Source organism: Aeromonas rivipollensis, from assembly GCF_037811135.1.
In the GTDB taxonomy this organism is placed as follows: domain Bacteria; phylum Pseudomonadota; class Gammaproteobacteria; order Enterobacterales; family Aeromonadaceae; genus Aeromonas; species Aeromonas rivipollensis.
The window spans coordinates 3,379,764-3,399,348 of sequence record NZ_CP149130.1 but is presented as its reverse complement, the minus strand read 5'-3'; the positions used below and the strand labels follow the sequence as shown (position 1 = coordinate 3,399,348).

Sequence of the window (19,585 nt, the reverse complement as noted above, 5' to 3'; positions counted from 1 at the left end):
AGGAGCCTGTCCCCTTGCCACCCCTTGGTCGACCATTGGGCTGGCCGATGGTGCTCGCCGTCGCCTGCCTGCTGTGGCTTGCCGCCTCTGCCGCGGCAAGGCTCAGTGCGCCCGCGCTGTCGGCCCAGGGGACGTCGACATCCTCGATGCAGCTGCACGAGCCTCCCGCGCCGGGGTTGGCCGACAACCTCAGCCTGCCTCCCGCCTCCCAGTGGCGGCTCAGCTTCGAGCAGGGGCGGCGGTTGGAAGGGGCCATCGACCCGGATCTCTACCAGATGCTGCTGGCCTGGTTCCAGCACGAGATCCTCGGTCTGCTCTGCGGCCTGCTGTTCTTCCTGCCCCTCATCTACCTCAGGCAATGGCCTGGCTGCCTTGGTCATCTGCACCAGCGGCAACTGCTCTGCCATCACCTGCAATATCGCTTCTGCCACGGCGACTAGCGTCCCTCCCTTCGCCGGGCACACGCCGCCTCTGTCGCTGATCACTGCCTGTCGATCCGCCGACCCCCGTCGTCTGCGTTCGCGCCCGTGCTGACTGTCGTCCCGTTCCTGCCACTGGCCCCTGGTCAGGGGCGGACCCTCTCTTTGCACAATCAAGTGGTGAGCAGCCTTCATGGACTATTACGTCAATTTGTTTATTCAGTCGATCTTTGTGGAAAACCTGGCCCTGGCCTTCTTTCTCGGCATGTGTACCTTCCTCGCGGTGTCGAAGAACATCAACACCGCCTTCGGCCTTGGCATGACGGTGCTGGTGGTCATGGTTATCGCCATTCCCCTCAACAACCTGATCTACCGCCATATACTGCGTCCGGACAGCACCTTCCTCGGGGAATTTGATCTCGGCTTTCTCGATTTCATCATCTACATAGGCGTGCTGGCGGCCCTGGTGCAGGTGATGGAGATGGTGCTGGACAAGCATTTCCCGGCGCTCCATCACGCGCTCGGCATCTACCTGCCGCTGTTGACGGTGCACTGCGCCATTTTCGGCGGCGTCATGTTCATGGCCCAGCGGGATTACGACTTCATCGAATCCGTGGTCTACGGGGCGGGGTCGGGGCTAGGCTGGTTGCTGGCCATCGTCGCCATCGCCGGCCTGCGCCAGAAGATGAAGTACTCGGACGTGCCGGAAGGGCTGCGAGGCATTGGCATCACCTTCATAGTGGCGGGGCTGATGTCGCTCGGCTTTATGTCGTTTTCCGGGATCTCGCTCTGAGTGTCCGCGCGAACTGAAACCGGGAAGAGGGTCGATGGCGGAAGCCATCAACCCAGCGTCTTGGCCATGTTGTAGCCCGTGATTTGAAAGCCGATCTCCTCGTAGAGCGCCCTGGCCCTCGGATTGTCATAGGCGACTCTCAGCTTGATCTGGCCGACGCCAAGGCACTTCAAGTCGGCCTCCAGCACCGCCATGGCGGCCTTGCCATAGCCCAGTCCGCGATGGGTCGGGAGTATGTAGAAGTCATAGACAAAGGTGGTGTGGGCGGCGCTGTCGATGCTGTGCCAGAGATAGCCGGCAATGCCCGCCGTCGGTGCGACTGAACTCCCGACATTGTCACTCACAGGGATGATGCAGAGCAGGCTCTGGCCCGGCGTGGCGGCTCCTTGGGGCAGGTGTTGCAGCAAGGAAGCCTCGGCTTGTTGGCGGGCATCGGCCAGGGTCAGCCCGTGATTGCTGGCAAGATCCTGGGCGTAGTCGTCGATGAAGTAGTCGCGATAGGCGGGGAAAGCCGCCTCATCCATGGGGATCAGACGAACGATAGGGATTGGCATCGGAGCTTCACTCAAGGAAAGGGAGTCGCCACCTTAACCCCGGAACTGGGAATTAGCCAAGAGGTTGGCCGGGAGTGTCGAGTCCGACATGTTCAACAAAAAGAGCGCCCAAGGGCGCTCTTCTTTTAGCAGGAGAGGTTATCTGACCCCTCTTTCCGGGCGAGGTTATTTGACCTCTTCGCCCTTGGCCTGCAGATCCGCGTGGTAGGAGGAGCGCACGAAGGGGCCGCAGGCGGCGTGGGAGAAGCCCAGCCCCATGGCGACATCTTTCAGCTCGTCGAACTCTGCGGGCGGCACGTAGCGCTTCACCGGCAGGTGGTGGCGGCTCGGCTGCAGATACTGACCCAGGGTCAGCATGTTGACGCCGTGCTCGCGCAGATCCTTGAGCACCTGGACTATCTCTTCGTTGGTCTCGCCAAGGCCCATCATGACGCCGGACTTGGTCGGCACATGGGGGTGCATCTCCTTGATGCGGCGCAGCAGCTCGAGGGACCACTTGTAGTCGGCACCCGGGCGGGCGACCCGGTACATGCGCGGGGCGGTTTCCAGGTTGTGGTTGAACACGTCAGGCGGCGTTTCGCGGAACACCTCCAGCGCCTGCTCCATGCGGCCGCGGAAGTCCGGGGTCAGGATCTCGATGCGGGTCTGGGGGCTGTGCTCGCGGATCTGCTTGATGCAGTCGGCGAAGTGCTGGGCACCGCCGTCGCGCAGATCGTCGCGGTCCACCGAGGTGATGACCACGTATTTCAGCCCCATCTCCTTGATGGTGAGCGCCAGTTTCTTCGGCTCTTCGGGATCCAGCGCCAGCGGGCGGCCGTGGGCCACGTCGCAGAAGGGGCAGCGGCGGGTGCAGATGGCGCCCATGATCATGAAGGTGGCCGTGCCGTGGTTGAAGCACTCCGCCAGGTTGGGGCAGGAGGCCTCTTCACATACCGAGTGCAGCTTGTTCTTGCGCAGGGTGCTCTTGATGTGCTCGATCTTCTGGCTCGACGGCGGCAGCTTGATCCGCATCCAGTCCGGCTTGCGCAGCACTTCCTCGTTGGGATCCGGCATGAATTTCACCGGGATCAGGGCCATCTTGTCGCCATCGCGCAGCTTGACGCCCGGCTCCATACGAACGGGTTTGCTCATGATTCACTCTCGGTGTTTGTTATTGTCAGGTTGATGGCCGTCGGGAGCATCGACATCTCCGCATCAGCGCCCGGCATGGGTGCTGATGCAGGGCGTGCTCATGATGCCTCGTCGGTATTCGTGATCGTCTCATAGCCAATCAGGCTGGCCAGCTCCATCACCAGGATGGATTGCGCCTCGGCCACGCTCTGCGGGCCGCCCAGGGCGCTGGTCTGGGTCATGGCCATGCCTGCATAACCGCACGGATTGATGCGCAGGAAGGGGGTCATGTCCATGTTGATATTGAGAGCCAGTCCATGGAAGGAGCAGCCCTTGCGGATCCGCAGGCCCAGGGAGGCGAGCTTGGCCTCGATGCCGAGATCGTTCTTCACGTAGACGCCGGGGGCATCGGCCTTGGCATAGGCCTCAATACCGCTCTTCGCCAGGGTATTGATGATGGCGGTTTCCAGGCAGGTCACCAGCTCGCGCACCGAGAGCTTGCTGCGGCGCACGTCCACCAGCACATAGAGCACCAGCTGGCCGGGGCCGTGATAGGTCACCTGGCCGCCGCGATCGCTCTGCACCACGGGGATGTCACCGGGGGCGAGCAGATGCTCGGCCTTGCCGGCCTGGCCCTGGGTGTAGACGGGATCGTGCTCCACCACCCAGAACTCGTCGGGCGTCTCGCTGGTGCGGTTGTCGGTGAAGGCCTTCATGGCGTCCCACACCGGCTGGTAGGGGCGACGGCCCAACTGTCTGACTAACAGCCGTGGCTGGGCGGGGATCTGTGATGACATCTTTCCTCACTGACGGGCGCTTGCGTCGGCAAAACAGAATGGCAAATAATCGCTCGCCCCGATGGCGGGGCGAGAGAGAAATTACAGTACGTATTTCACCAGCTCGATCTTGCCAAGGGCGTGATACATCGCTTCGATGTGCTCTTTGCTCTGGGCCGTCACGGTTACGCGGACCGAGTGGTAGTTGCCCTTGGAGCTGGGCTGAACGGTGGGGCTGTAAGTACCGGGGGCATGTTGCTGCAGCACTTCAACCACTTGATCCGGCAGGGCGGGATCGGCCACCCCAAGCACCTTGAACGGGAACTTGCAGGGGAACTCCAGCAGCTCATCAAACTTGGTATTCATCTCACTCACCTTTAGCGTCGTCACGAAACGACTTCATCTTGCATCTTGTCTGGCCGAAGGACTCGGGCCGCCAGTCGCGTCAACCATGGGCACGGCTCCATCTTATATGGGCATTGCCCGGCACGGGATCAAGGCCCGCCAGGTCGACAGGACGTGGGAATGCTGCTTTTTACCACAAATGGCGCGTCGGCGGAACCTGCAGATTGCAGGGTTATTCACTGCCCCAGAGTGGTAAAGACAGCAGCGGCGCCTGTTGGCGCCGCTGCTTGGTCGGGATTGTGCGGTAGATTACTTGAACCAGCTGGCGACCAGCATCACCAGGTAATCCCACAGACGGCTCATCAGGCCACCTTCCTGCACCTCTTCCAGGGCGACCAGCGGAACCTGCTTGATCTCCTTGTCACCCTGCTTGAGGAACACGGTACCGACGCGCTGACCCTTGGCCAGCGGGGCCTTCAGCTCGCTCTCGAGCTGGAAGTCCGCCTTCAGGTTGTTACCCTGGCCACGGGTGACAAGCACGGAGACATCCTGATCGACCCCGAGTTTCACTTCGGACTTGTCGCCCATCCAGATCTTCTGGGTCACCAGCTCGGTGCCGGCCTTGTAGGGGGTCAGGCTCTGGAAGAAGCGGAAGCCGTAGGTGAGCAGCTTCTTGCTCTCGGCGGCGCGGGAACCTTCGCTGCTGGCGCCCAGCACCACGGCGATCAGGCGCATGCCCTCGTTGTTGGTGGCGGAGGAGACCAGGTTGTAGCCGACCTGGCTGACGTGGCCTGTCTTGATGCCATCCACTTGCAGGGACTGATCCCACAGCAGGCGGTTGCGGTTGTGCTGGGTGATGCCGTTGAAGACGAAGGACTTCTGGGAGTAGATCTTGTACTCCTCAGGCTGATCGTGGATCAGGGCCTGACCCAGGCGGGCCATGTCGCGAGCGGTACTGTAGTGACCCTCTTCATCCAGACCGTGGGGGTTCTTGAATTGGGAGTCTTTCATGCCGAGCTTGGCGGCCCAGGAGTTCATCAGGCTGGCGAAGGAGTCGGTGCTGCCTGCCAGGTGTTCGGCCATGGCGACGCAGGCGTCGTTGCCGGACTGGATGATGATGCCCTTGTTGAGATCATCGACGGAGACTTGCTTGCCCACCTCGATGAACATCTTGGAGGAGTCGGAGTAGTTCTTGGACCAGGCGTTCTGGCTGATGGTCACCATGTCGGTGCCCTTGATGTTCCCCTTGAGCAGCTCGTTGCCGACGATGTAGGAGGTCATCATCTTGGTCAGGCTGGCGGGGGGCAGACGCTCGTCGGCGTTCTGCTCGGCCAGCACCTGACCGGAGAAGTAGTCGATCAGAATATGGGCCTTGGCGGAGATCTCCGGCGCGGCAGGCACCACCATGGGGGCGCTGTTCAATGTGGGGACCGGCTGGGCAGTCGGCAGAGCCGAATCCGGCGTCGGTACCGGCTGGTTGGCCTGGGCGGTCGCGCTTAGCAGGGAGGCCAGAATAACGGAACGGGCAAATTTGGACATCTTGAAATTCCTGGTGCCTGGATGGGGATTACCCAAGTTGAAAAAAAGCGGGGTCCACTATACCAGATGTGCCGGTCGGTCATAGTCCGGCGTGCCATCTGGTCTGGTTTTTTATCCATCGGTTGTCAGCGTCACGCCGGGAAACGACGTGACGCCGGGGGAAAGTGACGATTCACTCTGTTTGCCTTGTCATCAGGGCACGATGAAGGCCTGCTCCAGCCCCCCCTGCCGGATCTGTTCCAGCAGGCTTGCCTGCTGATCGGAGGCGACCGGTCCCAGCAGCACCCGGAAGATGGCATCGTGGGCCACCACCTGGTAGGGCACGCCGTAGCGCTGGGTCATCACCTTGCCCATGGCCTCGGCCCTGGGTTGGGAGCCGCTGGCCAGCACCTGGATCATCTTGCCCTGGCCGGTGGCGGCCTTGGGCGTGGAGAGGGTGCCGGTCGCCGTGGCGGTGGCCGCGGGAGCGGCCTTGGCCGGGGTGACGGTGGCCGCAGCCGCCGGCTGGGCCTCACCCAGGAAGGCTGCCTCCTGGGCGGCCGGCTGCATGGGCTGCATCGGCGTCATGGGGACCATCTCGACCATCTGATCCGGCTGATCGGTGATGAGCTCGAGACGTACTCTGGCCTCGCCCCCGTCGACCATCTCCAGTTGTTTGGCCGCGGCATGGGAGAGATCGATCAGGCGCTCGCTGCCGAAGGGGCCGCGATCGTTGACTCGCACTATGGTCTCCAGCCCGTTGTCCAGGTTGGTGACCCGCACATAGCTCGGCAGCGGCAGGTTGCGGTGGGCGGCGCTGAACAGGGTGCTGTCCTGCACGTCGCCGTTGGCGGTCTTGTTGCCATCGAGATCCTGGGACAGCCAGCTGGCGGTGCCCTCCTCGCTGTAGTGCTTGATGTCACGCCACACCTCGTACTTCTGCTTGCCGATCCAGTAGTCCCGGTTGCCGCTCTCGCTCATGGGCTCGGGGCGCGGGATGGCGCCTGTGGCTTGCGGGATTTCGATCACCTGGGGTTTTTCCGGCTGCACCGGGACCGGCGGCGGGGGAGCCTGCTCCGGTTGGCTGCTACAGGCGGCCAGCAACAAGGTCAGCGTGAGGGGGAGAAGTTTGTGGCTGTAATGCATAAGCGTCCTGGATGGCTTGACTGAGTTGATGCACCGCCATCGCATAGAGAGGGCTGCGGTTGTAGCGGGTGATCACATAAAAATTGTGGCGCGCGACCCAGTATTCCGGTCCATCGGCCTGCTCCAATGCCAGCAGTTTCACCGGCGTGTCCGGTGCCAGCGGGGTGGCGAGTTCAATCCCGGCGGCGGCCAGCTCGGCCCAGCGCTGCTTGAGCTCGGGCTCGGGCCCCAGCAGGGTACCTACTGGCGCCAATCCGATCAAGGCGGGTTCCACCACAGACTCTCCCCAGCGCCAGCGGTGCTCGGCAAAGTAGTTGGCCACGCTGCCGATGGCGTCCGCCGGGTTGGCAAACAGATCCCGCTTGCCATCCCCGTCAAAATCGACGGCGTAGTGGCGATAGCTGGAGGGCATGAACTGTCCCATGCCCATGGCGCCGGCATAGGAGCCCTTGAGGCTGGTGAGCGACCACTTCTCCTCCCGGGCAAGCAGCACCAGCTGGGCAAACTCCTTGGCGAAGAACTCCTCACGGGCGGGATAGTGGAACCCCAGGGTGTAGAGGCTGTCGAGTACCGGATGACGACCCATCTGGCGGCCATAGGAGGTCTCTATGCCGATGATGGCGACGATGAGAGAGGCGGGCACCCGGTAGTGCTGCTCGGCTCTGGTCAGGGTGGCGGCATGGCGTTGCCAGAAGCCGACCCCGTCCCGGATCCGCTCCGGGGTGACGAACAGCGGCCGGTAGCTATGCCAGGGCTTGGCCTCCCAGGGGCGGCTGATGGTGTCGAGCACCTCCTGGCGAAGCCGCGCCTGGGCGGCGGCGGCCTGCAACTCGGCCAGCGGCACGGATTGCTGCTCGGCGAGCTGTGCCAGCCGATCCGGTGCCACTGCGGCGGTGGCCACCGAGGCGACGAGAGGGAGCAGCAATCCAACCCGTCTCATCAGGCGAGCAGTCGTCTGTGAGTCTGAATGGACATCAGTATTCCGAAGCCTGCCACCAGGGTCACCATGGAGGTGCCGCCATAGCTCACCAGGGGCAGGGGTCCTCCACGACAGGCAGAATATATCCACCTCATCATGCCAGCAGCCTTCTGTGGGTCTGAATGGACATCAGTATTCCGAAGCCTGCCATCAGGGTCACCATGGAGGTGCCGCCATAGCTCACCAGCGGCAGGGGCACCCCACCACCGGCAGAATATATCCACCTCATCATGCCAGCAGCCTTCTGTGGGTCTGAATGGACATCAGTATTCCGAAGCCTGCCATCAGGGTCACCATGGAGGTGCCGCCATAGCTCACCAGGGGCAGGGGCACCCCCACCACAGGCAATATGCCGCTCACCATGCCCATGTTGACGAACACATAGACGAAGAAGGTGAGGGTCAGGGCGCCGCCGAGCAGGCGTTCGAAGCTGTTCTGGGCCTGCATGGAGATGAAGAGGCAGCGGCTGATGATGTAGAGATAGATCACCAGCAGCAGGGCTACCCCCACCAGACCGAACTCCTCGCTGAACACCGCGAAGATGAAGTCGGTGTGGCGCTCCGGCAAGAACTCCAGCTGGGACTGGGTGCCCTGCAGCCAGCCCTTGCCGAAGACGCCGCCGGAGCCGATGGCTATCTTGGACTGGATGATGTGGTAGCCGCGGCCGAGGGGGTCCTTCTCAGGGTCGAGCAGCATCAGCACCCGCTGGCGCTGGTAGTCGTGCATCAGGAAGAACCAGAGCACCGGCATGAAGGCGCAGATCAGCAAGACCGCCAGCCCGATCAGCCACCAGCTGATCCCCGCCAGGAAGATGACGAAGAAGCCGGAGGCCGCCACCAGGATGGAGGTACCGAGATCGGGCTGGGCGGCGATGAGCAAAGTGGGCAAGAGCACCATCACCAGGGCGATCAGCACATGGCTGAACTTGGGGGGCAGGGAGTGGCGGCTGAGCCAGGCGGCCACCATGATGGGCATGGAGAGCTTCATCACCTCCGAGGGCTGGAACTTCATGAAGCCGAGGTCCAGCCAGCGCTGGGCCCCCTTGCCGATATGGCCGAACACGTCCACCGCGATGAGCAGCAGCACCACCAGGGTGAACAGGGGCACGGACCAGCGCGCATAGAGGGAGGGGGGCAGCTGGGCCAGGCCTATCATCAGGCCGAAGGCGAGGCCGCCACGCACCAGCTGGCGCACTATGGAGTCAAAGTCCTGGCCCGAGGCGGAGTAGAGCACCACCATGGAGAGGGTCATCAGCGCCAGCAGGCCGAGCAGCAGCGGCAGGTCGATGTGCAGCTTGTACCAGATACTCTGCTGGCGGGCGGAGTTACTCATGAGAGAAGACCTCGTTCTGCATGGATGGCCTCGGGAGGGGAGGCAAGAGTGCGGCGTTATTCATTGGGCACGGCCTCGCGCTGATCCGGGCCAGGGGTGGACGGTTTGTCGGGCGCCGGCGGCAGCTGGGGCTCTGGCGGCAGCAGGTAAGCATCCAGCATGTGGCGGGCGACCGGCGCCCCCATGGCACTGCCGCCACCGGCGTTTTCCAGCACCAGGGCCACCACGGCCTTGGGGGCCTCGAAGGGGGCGAAGGCGACGAAGAGGGCGTTGTCGCGGTGCTCCACCTTAGTGGTGGCCGCGTTGTAGACCTGGTTCTCCTTGAGGCCCACCACCTGGGCGGTACCTGACTTGCCCGCCGCCTTGTAGGGAGTGCCCGCAAAGGCGCGGCGTCCCGTCCCCTCATGGCCGTTGATGACGCGCCACATGCCATCCTTGGCCACCTGCCAGTAGGTGTCGCTCTTGGCTGCGATGGCCACGTTCGGGTTGATGGGGGCGTTGACCACGCCATCCGCCGAGGCGGTGCTCTTGAGCAGGTGCGGCGTCACATCGTGACCGTTCTGGGTCAGTATGCTGATCGCCTTGGCGAGCTGGATGGGGGTGGAGCTCCAGTAGCCCTGACCTATGCCGATGGAGATGGTGTCCCCCTGATACCAGGGCTGACGCCAGCGCGCCATCTTCCAGTCGCGGGACGGCATGACGCCCTTGGTCTCTTCATAGAGGTCGACGCCACTGTACTGACCGAAGCCGAACTTGGTCATGTAGGCGTGGATCTTGTCGATGCCGACCCGGTAGGCGAGATCGTAGAAGTAGGTGTCGGCCGACACCTCGATGGCGCGATAGACGTCGAGCCAGCCATGGCCCCAGCGGCGCCAGTCGCGGAACTTCTTGGTGGTGCCCGGGATAGAGAAGCTGGGACCGCCGAAGTAGCGATAGTTGGGGGTGATGGCCCCCTCGTTGAGCCCCATCACCGCCATCATGGGCTTGACGGTAGAGGCGGGGGCATAGATGCCCTGGGTGGTGCGGTTCACCAGCGGGCGCGCCGGATCGTTGAGCAGCGCCGAGTAGTTGGTGTTGGAGATGCCGGTCACGAACAGGTTGGGGTCGTAGCTCGGGCTCGACTCCATGGCCAGGATGGCGCCGGTATTGGGATCCATCATGACGATGGCGCCCCGGCGGCCGGCCAGCAGCTCCTGCGCTTTCAACTGCAGGCGGATGTCGATGTTGAGGTAGATGTCCTTGCCGGGCTCCGGCGGCTGGAACTTGAGGGTGCGCACCACCCGGCCGCGGTTGTTGACCTCGACCTCCTGGTAGCCCGCCACGCCGTGCAGCTGATCCTCGTAGAACTTCTCCACCCCCTGCTTGCCGATGTCCTTGGTGGCGGCATAGTTGGCGAGCTTGTCCTCCTTGTCGAGGCGCTCCACGTCACGGGTGTTGATCTTGGCCACATAGCCCAGCGCATGGGTCAGGGTATCGCCAAAGGGGTAGTAGCGCTTGAGATAGGCCTCTATGCTGGCGCCCGGGTAGTTGTGCTGGTTGACCGAGAAGAGGGCTACCTGGTACTCGGTCAGCTTCTCGAACAGGGGGACCGGCTTGAAGCGGCGCTGGCGCTTCACCTCGGCCAGGAACCGCTCCTTGGTCCCCTCCGGCAGGGCCAGCAGGGTGATCAGCTCGTCGGCCGTCTTCTCCAGATCCTCGGTCTCTTCCGGCACTATCTCCAGGCTGTAGACGGGGCGGTTCTCCGCCAGCAGCACGCCGTTGGCGTCATAGATGAGGCCCCGTGGCGGTGCCACCGGCACGACCCGGATCCGGTTGTCGTTGGAACGGGTCTGATAGGTTTCGTAAGACTCTACCTGCAGGTAGTAGAGATTACCCAGCAGCACCAGCATGAGGACGACCATGCCGATGTAGGCTACCAGGGTGCGCCGGAAGAACAGACGTCCCTCGGCACTGTGATCGCGCATTTCGATGCGATTCTTCAGCATGCCGTTACCTTATGGCTGACGGGGAGCAGGGGCGGGTACCACATGGACTATCCCCTGTGGTACTGGGTGTATGAGGGAGTGATGTTCCAAGGTGTCATGGCTCATTCCCTGTGATACGGATGATTGGTGGTAATGCTCCAGGCGCGGTAGAGGCTCTCGGCCACCAGCACCCGCACCAGCGGATGGGGCAGGGTCAGGGGTGACAGGGACCAGCTCTGTTCGGCGGCGGCCTTGCACTCGGGGGACAAGCCTTCAGGCCCGCCCACCAGTAGCGCCACATCCCGGCCATCGAGCTTCCAGGCCTCCAGCGATACGGCGAGTTGCTCCGTGGTCCAGGGCTTGCCGGGGATGTCCAGGGTGACGATACGCGAGCGGCCGGCGGCGGCCAGCATGGCTTCCCCCTCCTTTTGCAGGATGCGGGGAATGTCGGCATTCTTGCCCCTTTTGCCCGCGCCTATCTCGACGAGTTCGAACGGCATGTCTTTCGGGAAACGGCGACGGTACTCTTCGAAGCCACGCTCTACCCAGGCAGGCATCTTGGTGCCCACTGCAATCAACTGGATCTTCATCGTTCGTTACGCTTGCACCTGGGTGCCACCCCAGAGTTTCTCCAGTTGGTAGAAGTCGCGGTATTCATCCTGCATCACGTGGACGATGACGGAACCCATGTCCACCAGCACCCATTCACCGGTGAGCTGACCTTCCACGCTGAGCAGGTCGAGCCCCGCATGGCGGGCCTCACTGGCCAGGTTGTGGGCGATGGCGCTGACGTGGCGATTGGAGTTGCCGGAGCAGATGATCATGGTGTCCGTGATGCTGGATTTGCCGCGTACATCCAGGGTGATGATGTCGCGGCCTTTCATGTCATCGATCTTGTCGACGATAAAGGCGAGCAGTTCTTGGCCTTGCAATGTCTTCTCCTATCTTCCGGCGCCAGAGGGCGGCGGATTATATCATGGTCACTCCCGTTTCCCAGTCTGGCAAAAGGGAATGGATCCGGGGTCGCCGCCATGGGCAAGGCAGGCCCCTGTTGATCACTATAGTGCGCAACCGGGCGGGACAATAGTCAAGCCCGTGCCGGGTGCGCCTCAGGATGTCGGCTGACCAACCCGCGTGGTGCCGCTCACCGGCTTGGCGATGGTTGATAGAGCCGGTGCCGCCGGATGTAGTCGGCGACCGGAGCCGGCAGCAGGTACCTGGGGTCCTGCCCTGCCGCCAGCAGGGCCCTCAGCCGGGTGGCCGACAGCTCTATGGGCAGGTTGTCGGCGATCCAGACATGGCCCTGACGGTGTCGATGAAGATCCTGCACATCCCGGGTTTGGTGGCGGGCCAGCAGGCTGGCCACCTCGGTTGGGTAATCCGGTTGCCAGCCCGGGCGCTTGCTCACCACCAGGTGGGCATGTTCGAGCAGCTCCTGCCAGCGATGCCAGCTCGGCAAGCCGAGCAGGGAGTCCATGCCCATCAGGAAACAGACAGGGGTCTCCGGCAGCTCCTGCTTGAGCTCGATGAGGGTGTCTATGGTCCAGGAGGGGGTGTCCCGTTGCAGCTCCCGCTCATCCACCACGAAGCCCGGGTTCTCCGCCGCCGCCAGCGCGACCATGGCGAGCCGCTGCTCGCTGGAGCAGAAGGGACTGGCGCGATGGGGCGGAATATGGTTCGGGAGCAGGCGCACCTCGGCCAGGCCCAGAGCGTCCCGCGCCTCGATGGCGGGCCTCAGGTGACCGATGTGGATGGGATCGAAGGTACCGCCCAGGATGCCGATAGGGGCCTTCAGCATGAGGCTCTTCCTGTCAGATCATGGAGGGGGGCCAAGGGGCCGTCCTGGCGTTCGATGGGGGCGCTCAGCATGGGTCCACCTCCAGCAGGGGCAGCGGCGTGCCATCGCGAAAACCCAGGGCTATGGTCTGCAACATCAGCCAGGCCTGCTCGGTGTCGAACCGGCGCTGGGCGTCATCCAGCCGGGCCATCAGTTGCCACAGCTGCTGTATCTTGCCAACGGGCAGCCGGGTCAGGGCTTGCTGAATGAGCTGCTGGCGGCTCTGCCAGATGCGCAACCGGCTGAAGTGTTCCACCAGCGGCTGACCGGCACGGGCGGCCAGGGCCAGCTCGGTGAGCTGCTCCAGCTCCCGGCACAGGGTCCAGGCCAGCATGCCGGGCTCGGTGCCCTCTGCCCGCAGCGCCAGCAGTATGCGCTGGGCCCGGTTCACCTTGCCCTCCAGCAGGGTATCGACGAGCTGGAAGGGGGTGAAGTGGGCGTGGCGTATGATGGTCTCTTGCAGATAGGCGACGCTGATGGGCTGGGGCGGGCCGAGCAGGGTCAGCTTCTCTATCTCCTGACTCGCGGCCAGCAGGTTGCCCTCGAAGGCGTGACACATGAAGTTGACCGCATCCGGCAGTGCCTTGAGGCCAAAGCGTTGAAACCTCGCACTCATCCAGCGCGGGAAGAAGCGGGGCTCGGGGTGATTGACCGGCACATAGGTGCCGCTCTGGCTCAGCTTGTCGAACCAGGCTGCCTTCATCTGGGTCTGATTGAGACGCCCCCCCGAGAGCACCAGCAGCAGGTCGGGATGCAGCTGCTTGCCGATCTCGGTGATGCGGGCGGCGAGATCCTTGTCGACCTTGGCGGGCAGCTCCAGCTCGATGATCTGGCGGGCCGAGAAGAGACTCATGGCCTGACAGGCGTCATAGACCTGATTCCAGTCCAGCCCGGCTTCCACCACGAAGCTGTGGCGCTCATCGAAACCCTGTTTGCGGGCCACCTGACGCACTGCGTCGATGGCCTCGAGCTTGAGCAGCGGCTCGTCACCAAAAACGAGATAGCAGGGCTTGAGCCCTGCCTTGAGATGGTCCGCAAACTGCTCGGGATAGATCCGCATCAGCACTTGCCCTGGTTGAGTTGGTGTTCTGCAGACTGCTTTGGGCAGACTCGCATCAGAACTTGGCCTGGCTCGGGTTGATGGATCACCAGATCGGCGACCTGCTCGAGGTAGATTCTCATCAGGATACCCGCATCAGAACTTGACCTGGCTCAGCTGGCGGATCACCAGATTGGCAGCCTGCTCCTGCATCTCCTTGCCAAGCTGCTCCTGCTCGCGGGAGGAGGCCAGCGCCGCATCCGGCTTGTTCAGGAAGCTGCGGTTGAAGGTGATGGGGAAGACCTGGGTCGGCTTGCCCGGCATGGAGACGGTGAACTGGGTGCTGTAACCCAGCAGGTACTCGCGGTCCTGGCCTATGGAGTCGACGGAGGCAACCTGGCTGCTGCTGCGTACCCCGGACAGGGTCAGCACCGGAATGCCTTCCTTGTCCGCCAGAGTCACCCCCGAGGCCTTGAGGCGGGTGGTCACCAGCCGATAGAAGTCGCTCTTGTTGTCACCGACCACCTTCATGGTCATCAGCTCCGGGGGGATGGCGGTTCCCCGCATCTGAAAACCGCAGGCCTGCAACAGCAGGCCCGTCAGCATGATGGCAATCCAGCGAGTGAGGGACATGCCCATGTGAATTCCTCTTTGCATCAAGTGAAGAACGGCGGGCGCTTGCCCGCCGTCACATATAGATTCAGACCCTGCAGCCCTCCTCCCCCGACAGGGGAGGAGGGCGGGAGTGCTGGTTATCCTCAGTTTGCGACTATGTTGAGCAGCTTGCCCGGTACATAGACGACCTTGCGCACTGTCAGGCCTTCGGTGAACTTCTGCACCGAGGCATCGGCCATGGCCAGTTTCTCGACGTCGGCCTGGCTGATGTCGGCCGGCACTGTCAGCTTGCCGCGCATCTTGCCGTTGATCTGCACCACCACCAGCTTTTCGGTCTCGACCATGGCGGCTTCATCCGCCACCGGCCAGGCCGCGACGTCGATGTCCCCTTCCTTGCCCAGCATCTTCCACAGTTCGAAGCCGATGTGCGGGGTGATGGGGTAGAGCATGACGACGACGGCTTCCAGCGCTTCCTGCATCAGGGCGCGGTCCTGCTCGTCAGAGTCCAGCTTGGCCAGGTTGTTCATCAGCTCCATGATGGCGGCGATGGCGGTGTTGAAGGTCTGACGGCGACCCACATCGTCGCTCACCTTGGCGATGGTCTTGTGCAGCTCGCGACGCACTGCCTTCTGCTCGCTGCTGAGTGCGCCTGCATTCAGCGCGGCAACGGCGCCACCAGAGATGTGCTCGAAGGTGGTGCGCCACAGGCGACGCAGGAAACGCTGGGCACCCTCTACGCCGGAGTCGGACCACTCCAGGGTCATGTCGGCCGGGGAGGCGAACATCATGAACAGGCGGACGGTATCGGCGCCGTAACGCTCGACCATCAGCTGCGGGTCTATGCCGTTGTTTTTGGACTTGGACATCTTGGTCATGCCGGAGTGGATCACCTCGCGGCCCTCAAGATCGACGGCCTTGGTGATGCGACCCTTGTCGTCACGCTCTACCTTGACGTCGGTCGGGCTGACCCAGACGTTGCCGCCTTTTTCGTCCTTGTAGTAGAAGGCGTCGGCCAGCACCATGCCCTGGCAGAGCAGGCGCTTGAACGGCTCGTCGCTGTTGACCAGACCGGCATCACGGAGCAGCTTGTGGAAGAAGCGGGCGTAGAGCAGGTGCATACAGGCGTGCTCGATGCCGCCGATGTACTGATCCACCGGCAGCCAGTGGTTGGCGGCAGCCGGGTCCAGCATGCCCTTGTCGTAGTCGGGGGAGCAGTAGCGCGCGTAGTACCAGGAAGACTCCATAAAGGTATCGAAGGTATCGGTCTCGCGGAACGCTTCCTGGCCGTTGTAACTGGTCTTGGCCCACTCGGCATCGGCCTTGATGGGGCTCTGGATGCCGTCCATCACCACATCTTCCGGCAGCAGCACCGGCAGTTGATCTTCCGGGGTCGGCACTACGGTGCCGTCAGCCAGGGTCAACATGGGGATGGGGGCACCCCAATAACGCTGACGGGAGACGCCCCAGTCGCGCAGGCGGTAGTTGACGGTGCGCTTGCCGTGGCCGAGGGCTTCCAGCTTGCTGGCGATGGCATCGAAGGCACCCTGGAAGTCGAGACCGTCGAACTCGCCGGAGTCGAACAGCACGCCCTTTTCGGTGTAGGCCGCTTCGCTCACATTCACCTCGCCATCGGCCGGCTTGATCACCGCCTTGATGTCGAGGCCGTATTTGGTGGCGAATTCGAAGTCACGCTGGTCGTGACCCGGTACCGCCATCACGGCACCGGTGCCGTAGTTCATCAGCACGAAGTTGGCGACCCAGACCGGCACCTTGCGGCCATCCAGTGGGTGAATGGCGTAGAGGCCGGTGGCCATGCCCTTCTTCTCCATGGTCGCCATGTCAGCCTCGGCAACCTTGGTGTGCTTGCACTCCTCGATAAAGGCGGCCAGTTCCGGATTGGTTGCGGCAGCCTGTGCGGCCAGCGGGTGACCGGCGGCAATGCCCACATAGGTCACGCCCATGAAGGTGTCCGGGCGGGTGGTGTAGACCTCCAGCTGCTCGGCCTGACCCTCGATGGCGAAGCTGATGTTGACCCCTTCGGAGCGACCAATCCAGTTGCGCTGCATGGTCTTGACCATCTCTGGCCAGCCTTCCAGGTTGTCGATGTCATTCAACAGCTCTTCGGCGTAGTCGGTGATCTTGATGAACCACTGGGGGATCTCTTTCTGCTCCACCGGGGTATCGCAGCGCCAGCAGCAGTTGTCGATCACCTGCTCGTTGGCCAGCACCGTCATGTCGTTCGGGCACCAGTTGACGGAGGAGGTCTTCTTGTAGACCAGACCCTTCTCGTAGAGCTTGGTGAAGAACCACTGTTCCCAGCGGTAGTAGTCCGGCTTGCAGGTGGCCAACTCGCGATCCCAGTCATAACCCAGACCCAGCATCTTGAGCTGGTTCTTCATGTATTCGATGTTTTCGTAGGTCCAGGGGGCCGGTGCAGTGGCGTTCTTGATGGCGGCGTTTTCCGCCGGCAGACCGAAGGCATCCCAGCCGATGGGTTGCAGCACATTCTTGCCATTGAGCCGTTGATAACGGGAGATCACATCACCTATGGTGTAGTTACGCACGTGCCCCATGTGTAGACGACCAGACGGATAAGGGAACATGGAGAGGCAGTAGAACTTTTCCTTGTCTACTTTCTCCACGGCCTTGAAGGTTTTCTTGGCATCCCAGTGCTTTTGCACTGCTGGTTCTATGGATTGGGGAACGTATTGCTCTTGCATTGGTGACATCCGGATCTGTGAAATGAATAGATAAATCAGCTGGGAAATCCCGATAGAATACCCATATCCTGCGGCGGCAACAACCGCCAGCATCCGCCCAGTCTCAGGCCGACCCGGGCAGCATCGAGGTTTCGCGGAGCAGCAAGGGTGACAGAGGGCGGCAACCACCGCCTGCACCGCTCAGTCTCTGGCTCAGGCCGGGCACGATCAGGGTTCAGCAGAGGAGTAATGGCCATGGACAAACGTCGACAAGGGTATGAAGCCTTCATCGCCCAGCTCAAGAAGCAGTGGGAGGAGACCGAAGAGTTTCAGGGGGAACGCCTCAACCGGATGATCGCCAAGGTACAGGCCTATCTGGAGGCGGCCGGCGATCTGACCCAGGATGAGCTGGCGCTGATCGCCGAGTATGTGAAGCGGGATCTCGGCAACTACGACGAGAGCCGCGCCGAGGCGCCCGAGTCCGCCTTTATGCTGGCATTGAAAGATACAGTGTGGTCCTGGCTGGCGGACGTGACCGACCGTGCCCAGGTGGAGTGGAGTGAGCTGGCGGACGAGCTGGAACACAAGGGCGTCTATCGGGCTGGCGACTGGGTGGGGCTCGGGGTGCTGGTGTGCGATCACTGTGAGTGGCGCCACACTGTGCTGCACCCGGAGCAGCTCGGTACCTGCCCGGAGTGTGGTGCAGACGAGTATCACAGGGAGCCGCTTTCCCCTTGAGATAAGTGAATCGATAAAGAAAGAGGCGCCCCATGAGGGCGCCTCTTCTATATGGGCCAGGCTCGCTTAACGCTGGCGAGCCCAGGGGTGGGCGCGGGGCCGCAGCACCAGCGCCAGTCCGAGCAGCAGGGCGGCCAGCGCGTACATGGGCCAGCTGCCAAAGCGCAGATAGGGGGTCTGGCCGTGGGCAGGGCGCACCTCGGCACGCAATACCCCGGCCTCGAACTGGGGGATCTGGCCCAGGATGCTGCCGTCTATCTCGGTGACTATGGTGATGCCGGTGTTGGTGTCGCGCAGCAGCGGGCGAGCCAGCTCCAGGGCGCGCATCCGGGCAATTTCCATGTGCTGCCAGGGGCCGATGCTGGTGCCGAACCAGGCGTCGTTGGAGACAGTCAGCAGGAAGTCGGTGTCCGGCTGGACGTTGCGGCGCACCTCGTCCGGGAAGATGATCTCGTAGCAGATGGCGGCGGCAAACTTGAGCCCCTTGGCGATCAGGTTCGGCTGCACCTCGTCCCCCCGGCTGAAGGAGGACATGGGCAGGTTGAAGAAGGGGGCTATGGGGCGCAACAGGTCTTCAAAGGGCACGAACTCGCCGATGGGCAGCAGGTGGTACTTGTAGTAGCGGTTCTTGTGCTCGTAGTGATAGGACTCCTTGCCGTCCAGATCCTGCACCCCCATGCCGAGCACTGTGTTGTAGAAGCGCTGTTGCTTCAGATCGTAATGGATGATCCCCGCCAGCAGGCCGGTGTCGTTCACCTTCATCGCCTTGTCCAGGCTCTCCAGATAGGTGCCCATCTCCTTCTCGATGGCCGGGATCGCCGATTCCGGCCAGATGATGATATCGGCGTCCTGGTTCTCGCGGCTGAGATCCTGATAGGTACGCACCGTGGGGATCAGGGCCTCGGGATCCCACTTGAGGGACTGGGCTATGTTGCCCTGCACCAGGGCCACCTTGACCGGTTCGCCCCGGGTCACCCAGTTGAGCTGCATCAGCCCCTGGGCGGCGCCGACCAGCACGACCGGCAGCAGCAGCCAGGCCGGCTTGCGGCTCTGCCAGGTGAGCCAGAGGGCGGAGGTGGTGAGCAGCAGGGCCAGGGTGATGCCCTGCACCCCGAGGATGGGGGCGAAGCCCTTGAGGGGGCCGTCTATCTGGGTGTAGCCAAACCAGAGCCAGGGATAGCCGGTCATCACCCAGCCCCGCAGCCAGTCGGCCATCAGCCAGAGCGCCGGGAAGGCGAGCAGCCAGCGGCTCCAGTGGCGACCGCCAAAGAAGCGGGCGAAGGCCCAGCAGGCCAGGGTCGGATAGAGGGACAGATAGGCGCAGAGGCCGGCCAGCAGCACGAAGGCGGCGGGCAGCGGAATTCCGCCAAACTCCGTCATGCTGACATGGATCCACCACTGTCCGGGCAGAAACAGCCCCATGGCATAGCCGAAGCCGCGCCAGGCCGCCTGCTTGGGGTTGGCCTTGTCCAGCAGGGCATAGAGGCCGAGCAGGGAGAGGATCACCAGAGGCCAGTAGCCGAAAGGGGAGAAGGCCAGCACGGCGATGGCGCCAGAGGCCAGGGCGAACAGGCTTGTCAGAAGTTTCGATTTCACGGGGGATCGGGGCTCGAATTGGGCTGAATAAAAGTGGAATGGCCGACATCTTAACCGCAAACAGCGCCAACGGCGAGCCTCCCGGCCAGCCGGATGTCGAAGGGGGGCGCAGCAGGGGAATGGGA

The 19,585-nt window shown here is 62.9% G+C and carries 21 protein-coding genes and 1 pseudogene; 3 read left to right on the top strand and 19 right to left on the bottom strand.

Features of this window, described 5'->3' with window-relative positions:
* The first annotated feature begins 14 nt into the window (after nucleotides 1–14).
* Both WIR04_RS15390 and nqrE read left to right on the top strand, forming a co-directional pair.
* Nucleotides 15–440 carry a hypothetical protein gene (locus WIR04_RS15390; protein ID WP_338888053.1) on the top strand — a complete coding sequence of 142 codons (426 nt, stop codon included), beginning with the start codon at nucleotides 15–17 and terminating at the stop codon, nucleotides 438–440.
* Between the two features lie 172 nt (nucleotides 441–612).
* Nucleotides 613–1,212: an NADH:ubiquinone reductase (Na(+)-transporting) subunit E gene (gene nqrE, locus WIR04_RS15385; protein WP_025326083.1), complete on the top strand. Its 600-nt coding sequence runs from the start codon at nucleotides 613–615 to the stop codon at nucleotides 1,210–1,212.
* A gap of 47 nt (nucleotides 1,213–1,259) precedes the next feature.
* Here nqrE and WIR04_RS15380 read toward each other — a convergent pair whose 3' ends face one another.
* The 18 genes and pseudogenes from WIR04_RS15380 to leuS form a co-directional block, all read right to left on the bottom strand.
* Complete coding sequence (locus WIR04_RS15380) at nucleotides 1,260–1,766, bottom strand: GNAT family N-acetyltransferase (protein WP_338888051.1); 507 nt, start codon at nucleotides 1,764–1,766, stop codon at nucleotides 1,260–1,262.
* Between the two features lie 165 nt (nucleotides 1,767–1,931).
* A complete protein-coding gene (gene lipA, locus WIR04_RS15375; RefSeq protein WP_025326085.1) occupies nucleotides 1,932–2,897 on the bottom strand; it encodes a lipoyl synthase in 966 nt (321 codons plus the stop codon).
* Nucleotides 2,898–2,995: 98 nt separating this feature from the next.
* Nucleotides 2,996–3,673 carry a lipoyl(octanoyl) transferase LipB gene (lipB, locus tag WIR04_RS15370; protein ID WP_338888048.1) on the bottom strand — a complete coding sequence of 226 codons (678 nt, stop codon included), beginning with the start codon at nucleotides 3,671–3,673 and terminating at the stop codon, nucleotides 2,996–2,998.
* Between the two features lie 81 nt (nucleotides 3,674–3,754).
* Nucleotides 3,755–4,018 carry a DUF493 family protein YbeD gene (gene ybeD, locus WIR04_RS15365; protein ID WP_025326087.1) on the bottom strand — a complete coding sequence of 88 codons (264 nt, stop codon included), beginning with the start codon at nucleotides 4,016–4,018 and terminating at the stop codon, nucleotides 3,755–3,757.
* Between the two features lie 288 nt (nucleotides 4,019–4,306).
* Entirely contained in the window at nucleotides 4,307–5,536 is a 1,230-nt protein-coding gene (locus tag WIR04_RS15360; protein ID WP_025326088.1) for a D-alanyl-D-alanine carboxypeptidase family protein, read from the bottom strand.
* Between the two features lie 192 nt (nucleotides 5,537–5,728).
* Nucleotides 5,729–6,661 carry a septal ring lytic transglycosylase RlpA family protein gene (locus WIR04_RS15355; protein ID WP_338888045.1) on the bottom strand — a complete coding sequence of 311 codons (933 nt, stop codon included), beginning with the start codon at nucleotides 6,659–6,661 and terminating at the stop codon, nucleotides 5,729–5,731.
* Nucleotides 6,603–7,601, bottom strand: a complete 999-nt coding sequence (gene mltB / locus WIR04_RS15350; protein WP_338888043.1) for a lytic murein transglycosylase B — start codon at nucleotides 7,599–7,601, stop codon at nucleotides 6,603–6,605. The genes WIR04_RS15355 and mltB overlap by 59 nt, the downstream gene beginning before the upstream one ends.
* On the bottom strand, nucleotides 7,601–7,738 hold the full coding sequence (locus WIR04_RS15345; RefSeq protein ID WP_338888041.1) for an FtsW/RodA/SpoVE family cell cycle protein: 138 nt from the start codon (nucleotides 7,736–7,738) through the stop codon (nucleotides 7,601–7,603). Before WIR04_RS15345 ends, mltB begins: the two co-directional genes overlap by 1 nt.
* A pseudogene (locus WIR04_RS15340) lies at nucleotides 7,735–7,842 on the bottom strand (FtsW/RodA/SpoVE family cell cycle protein); the annotation flags it as partial. The pseudogene WIR04_RS15340 and the gene WIR04_RS15345, both read right to left, overlap by 4 nt.
* 26 nt (nucleotides 7,843–7,868) lie before the next feature.
* On the bottom strand, nucleotides 7,869–8,972 hold the full coding sequence (gene rodA, locus WIR04_RS15335; protein WP_025326091.1) for a rod shape-determining protein RodA: 1,104 nt from the start codon (nucleotides 8,970–8,972) through the stop codon (nucleotides 7,869–7,871).
* Nucleotides 8,973–9,028: 56 nt separating this feature from the next.
* Complete coding sequence (mrdA, locus tag WIR04_RS15330; protein ID WP_338888037.1) at nucleotides 9,029–10,957, bottom strand: penicillin-binding protein 2; 1,929 nt, start codon at nucleotides 10,955–10,957, stop codon at nucleotides 9,029–9,031.
* Between the two features lie 101 nt (nucleotides 10,958–11,058).
* Complete coding sequence (rlmH, locus tag WIR04_RS15325) at nucleotides 11,059–11,526, bottom strand: 23S rRNA (pseudouridine(1915)-N(3))-methyltransferase RlmH (protein ID WP_025326093.1); 468 nt, start codon at nucleotides 11,524–11,526, stop codon at nucleotides 11,059–11,061.
* A gap of 6 nt (nucleotides 11,527–11,532) precedes the next feature.
* Nucleotides 11,533–11,868: a ribosome silencing factor gene (gene rsfS, locus WIR04_RS15320; RefSeq protein ID WP_025326094.1), complete on the bottom strand. Its 336-nt coding sequence runs from the start codon at nucleotides 11,866–11,868 to the stop codon at nucleotides 11,533–11,535.
* A 212-nt stretch (nucleotides 11,869–12,080) separates the two neighbouring features.
* A complete protein-coding gene (gene nadD, locus WIR04_RS15315; protein ID WP_338888034.1) occupies nucleotides 12,081–12,734 on the bottom strand; it encodes a nicotinate-nucleotide adenylyltransferase in 654 nt (217 codons plus the stop codon).
* A 64-nt stretch (nucleotides 12,735–12,798) separates the two neighbouring features.
* Nucleotides 12,799–13,833 carry a DNA polymerase III subunit delta gene (holA, locus tag WIR04_RS15310; protein WP_338888032.1) on the bottom strand — a complete coding sequence of 345 codons (1,035 nt, stop codon included), beginning with the start codon at nucleotides 13,831–13,833 and terminating at the stop codon, nucleotides 12,799–12,801.
* Nucleotides 13,833–13,955, bottom strand: a complete 123-nt coding sequence (locus WIR04_RS15305) for a hypothetical protein (RefSeq protein WP_338888030.1) — start codon at nucleotides 13,953–13,955, stop codon at nucleotides 13,833–13,835. The genes holA and WIR04_RS15305 overlap by 1 nt, the downstream gene beginning before the upstream one ends.
* A 13-nt stretch (nucleotides 13,956–13,968) precedes the next feature.
* Nucleotides 13,969–14,451 (bottom strand): LPS assembly lipoprotein LptE, encoded by a 483-nt coding sequence (lptE, locus tag WIR04_RS15300; protein WP_041205225.1) that lies wholly within the window; start codon nucleotides 14,449–14,451, stop codon nucleotides 13,969–13,971.
* Nucleotides 14,452–14,570: 119 nt separating this feature from the next.
* Entirely contained in the window at nucleotides 14,571–17,147 is a 2,577-nt protein-coding gene (gene leuS, locus WIR04_RS15295; RefSeq protein WP_338888026.1) for a leucine--tRNA ligase, read from the bottom strand.
* Nucleotides 17,148–17,381: 234 nt separating this feature from the next.
* On the opposite strand from leuS, the gene WIR04_RS15290 reads away from it, so the two are divergent.
* The gene (locus WIR04_RS15290; protein WP_025326099.1) at nucleotides 17,382–17,864 is read left to right on the top strand and encodes a zinc ribbon-containing protein; all 483 of its coding nucleotides are present in this window, start codon (nucleotides 17,382–17,384) and stop codon (nucleotides 17,862–17,864) included.
* A gap of 66 nt (nucleotides 17,865–17,930) precedes the next feature.
* Here the strand turns inward: WIR04_RS15290 and lnt are convergent, their stop codons facing one another.
* Nucleotides 17,931–19,460: an apolipoprotein N-acyltransferase gene (gene lnt, locus WIR04_RS15285; RefSeq protein ID WP_338888022.1), complete on the bottom strand. Its 1,530-nt coding sequence runs from the start codon at nucleotides 19,458–19,460 to the stop codon at nucleotides 17,931–17,933.
* Nucleotides 19,461–19,585: the final 125 nt, after the last annotated feature.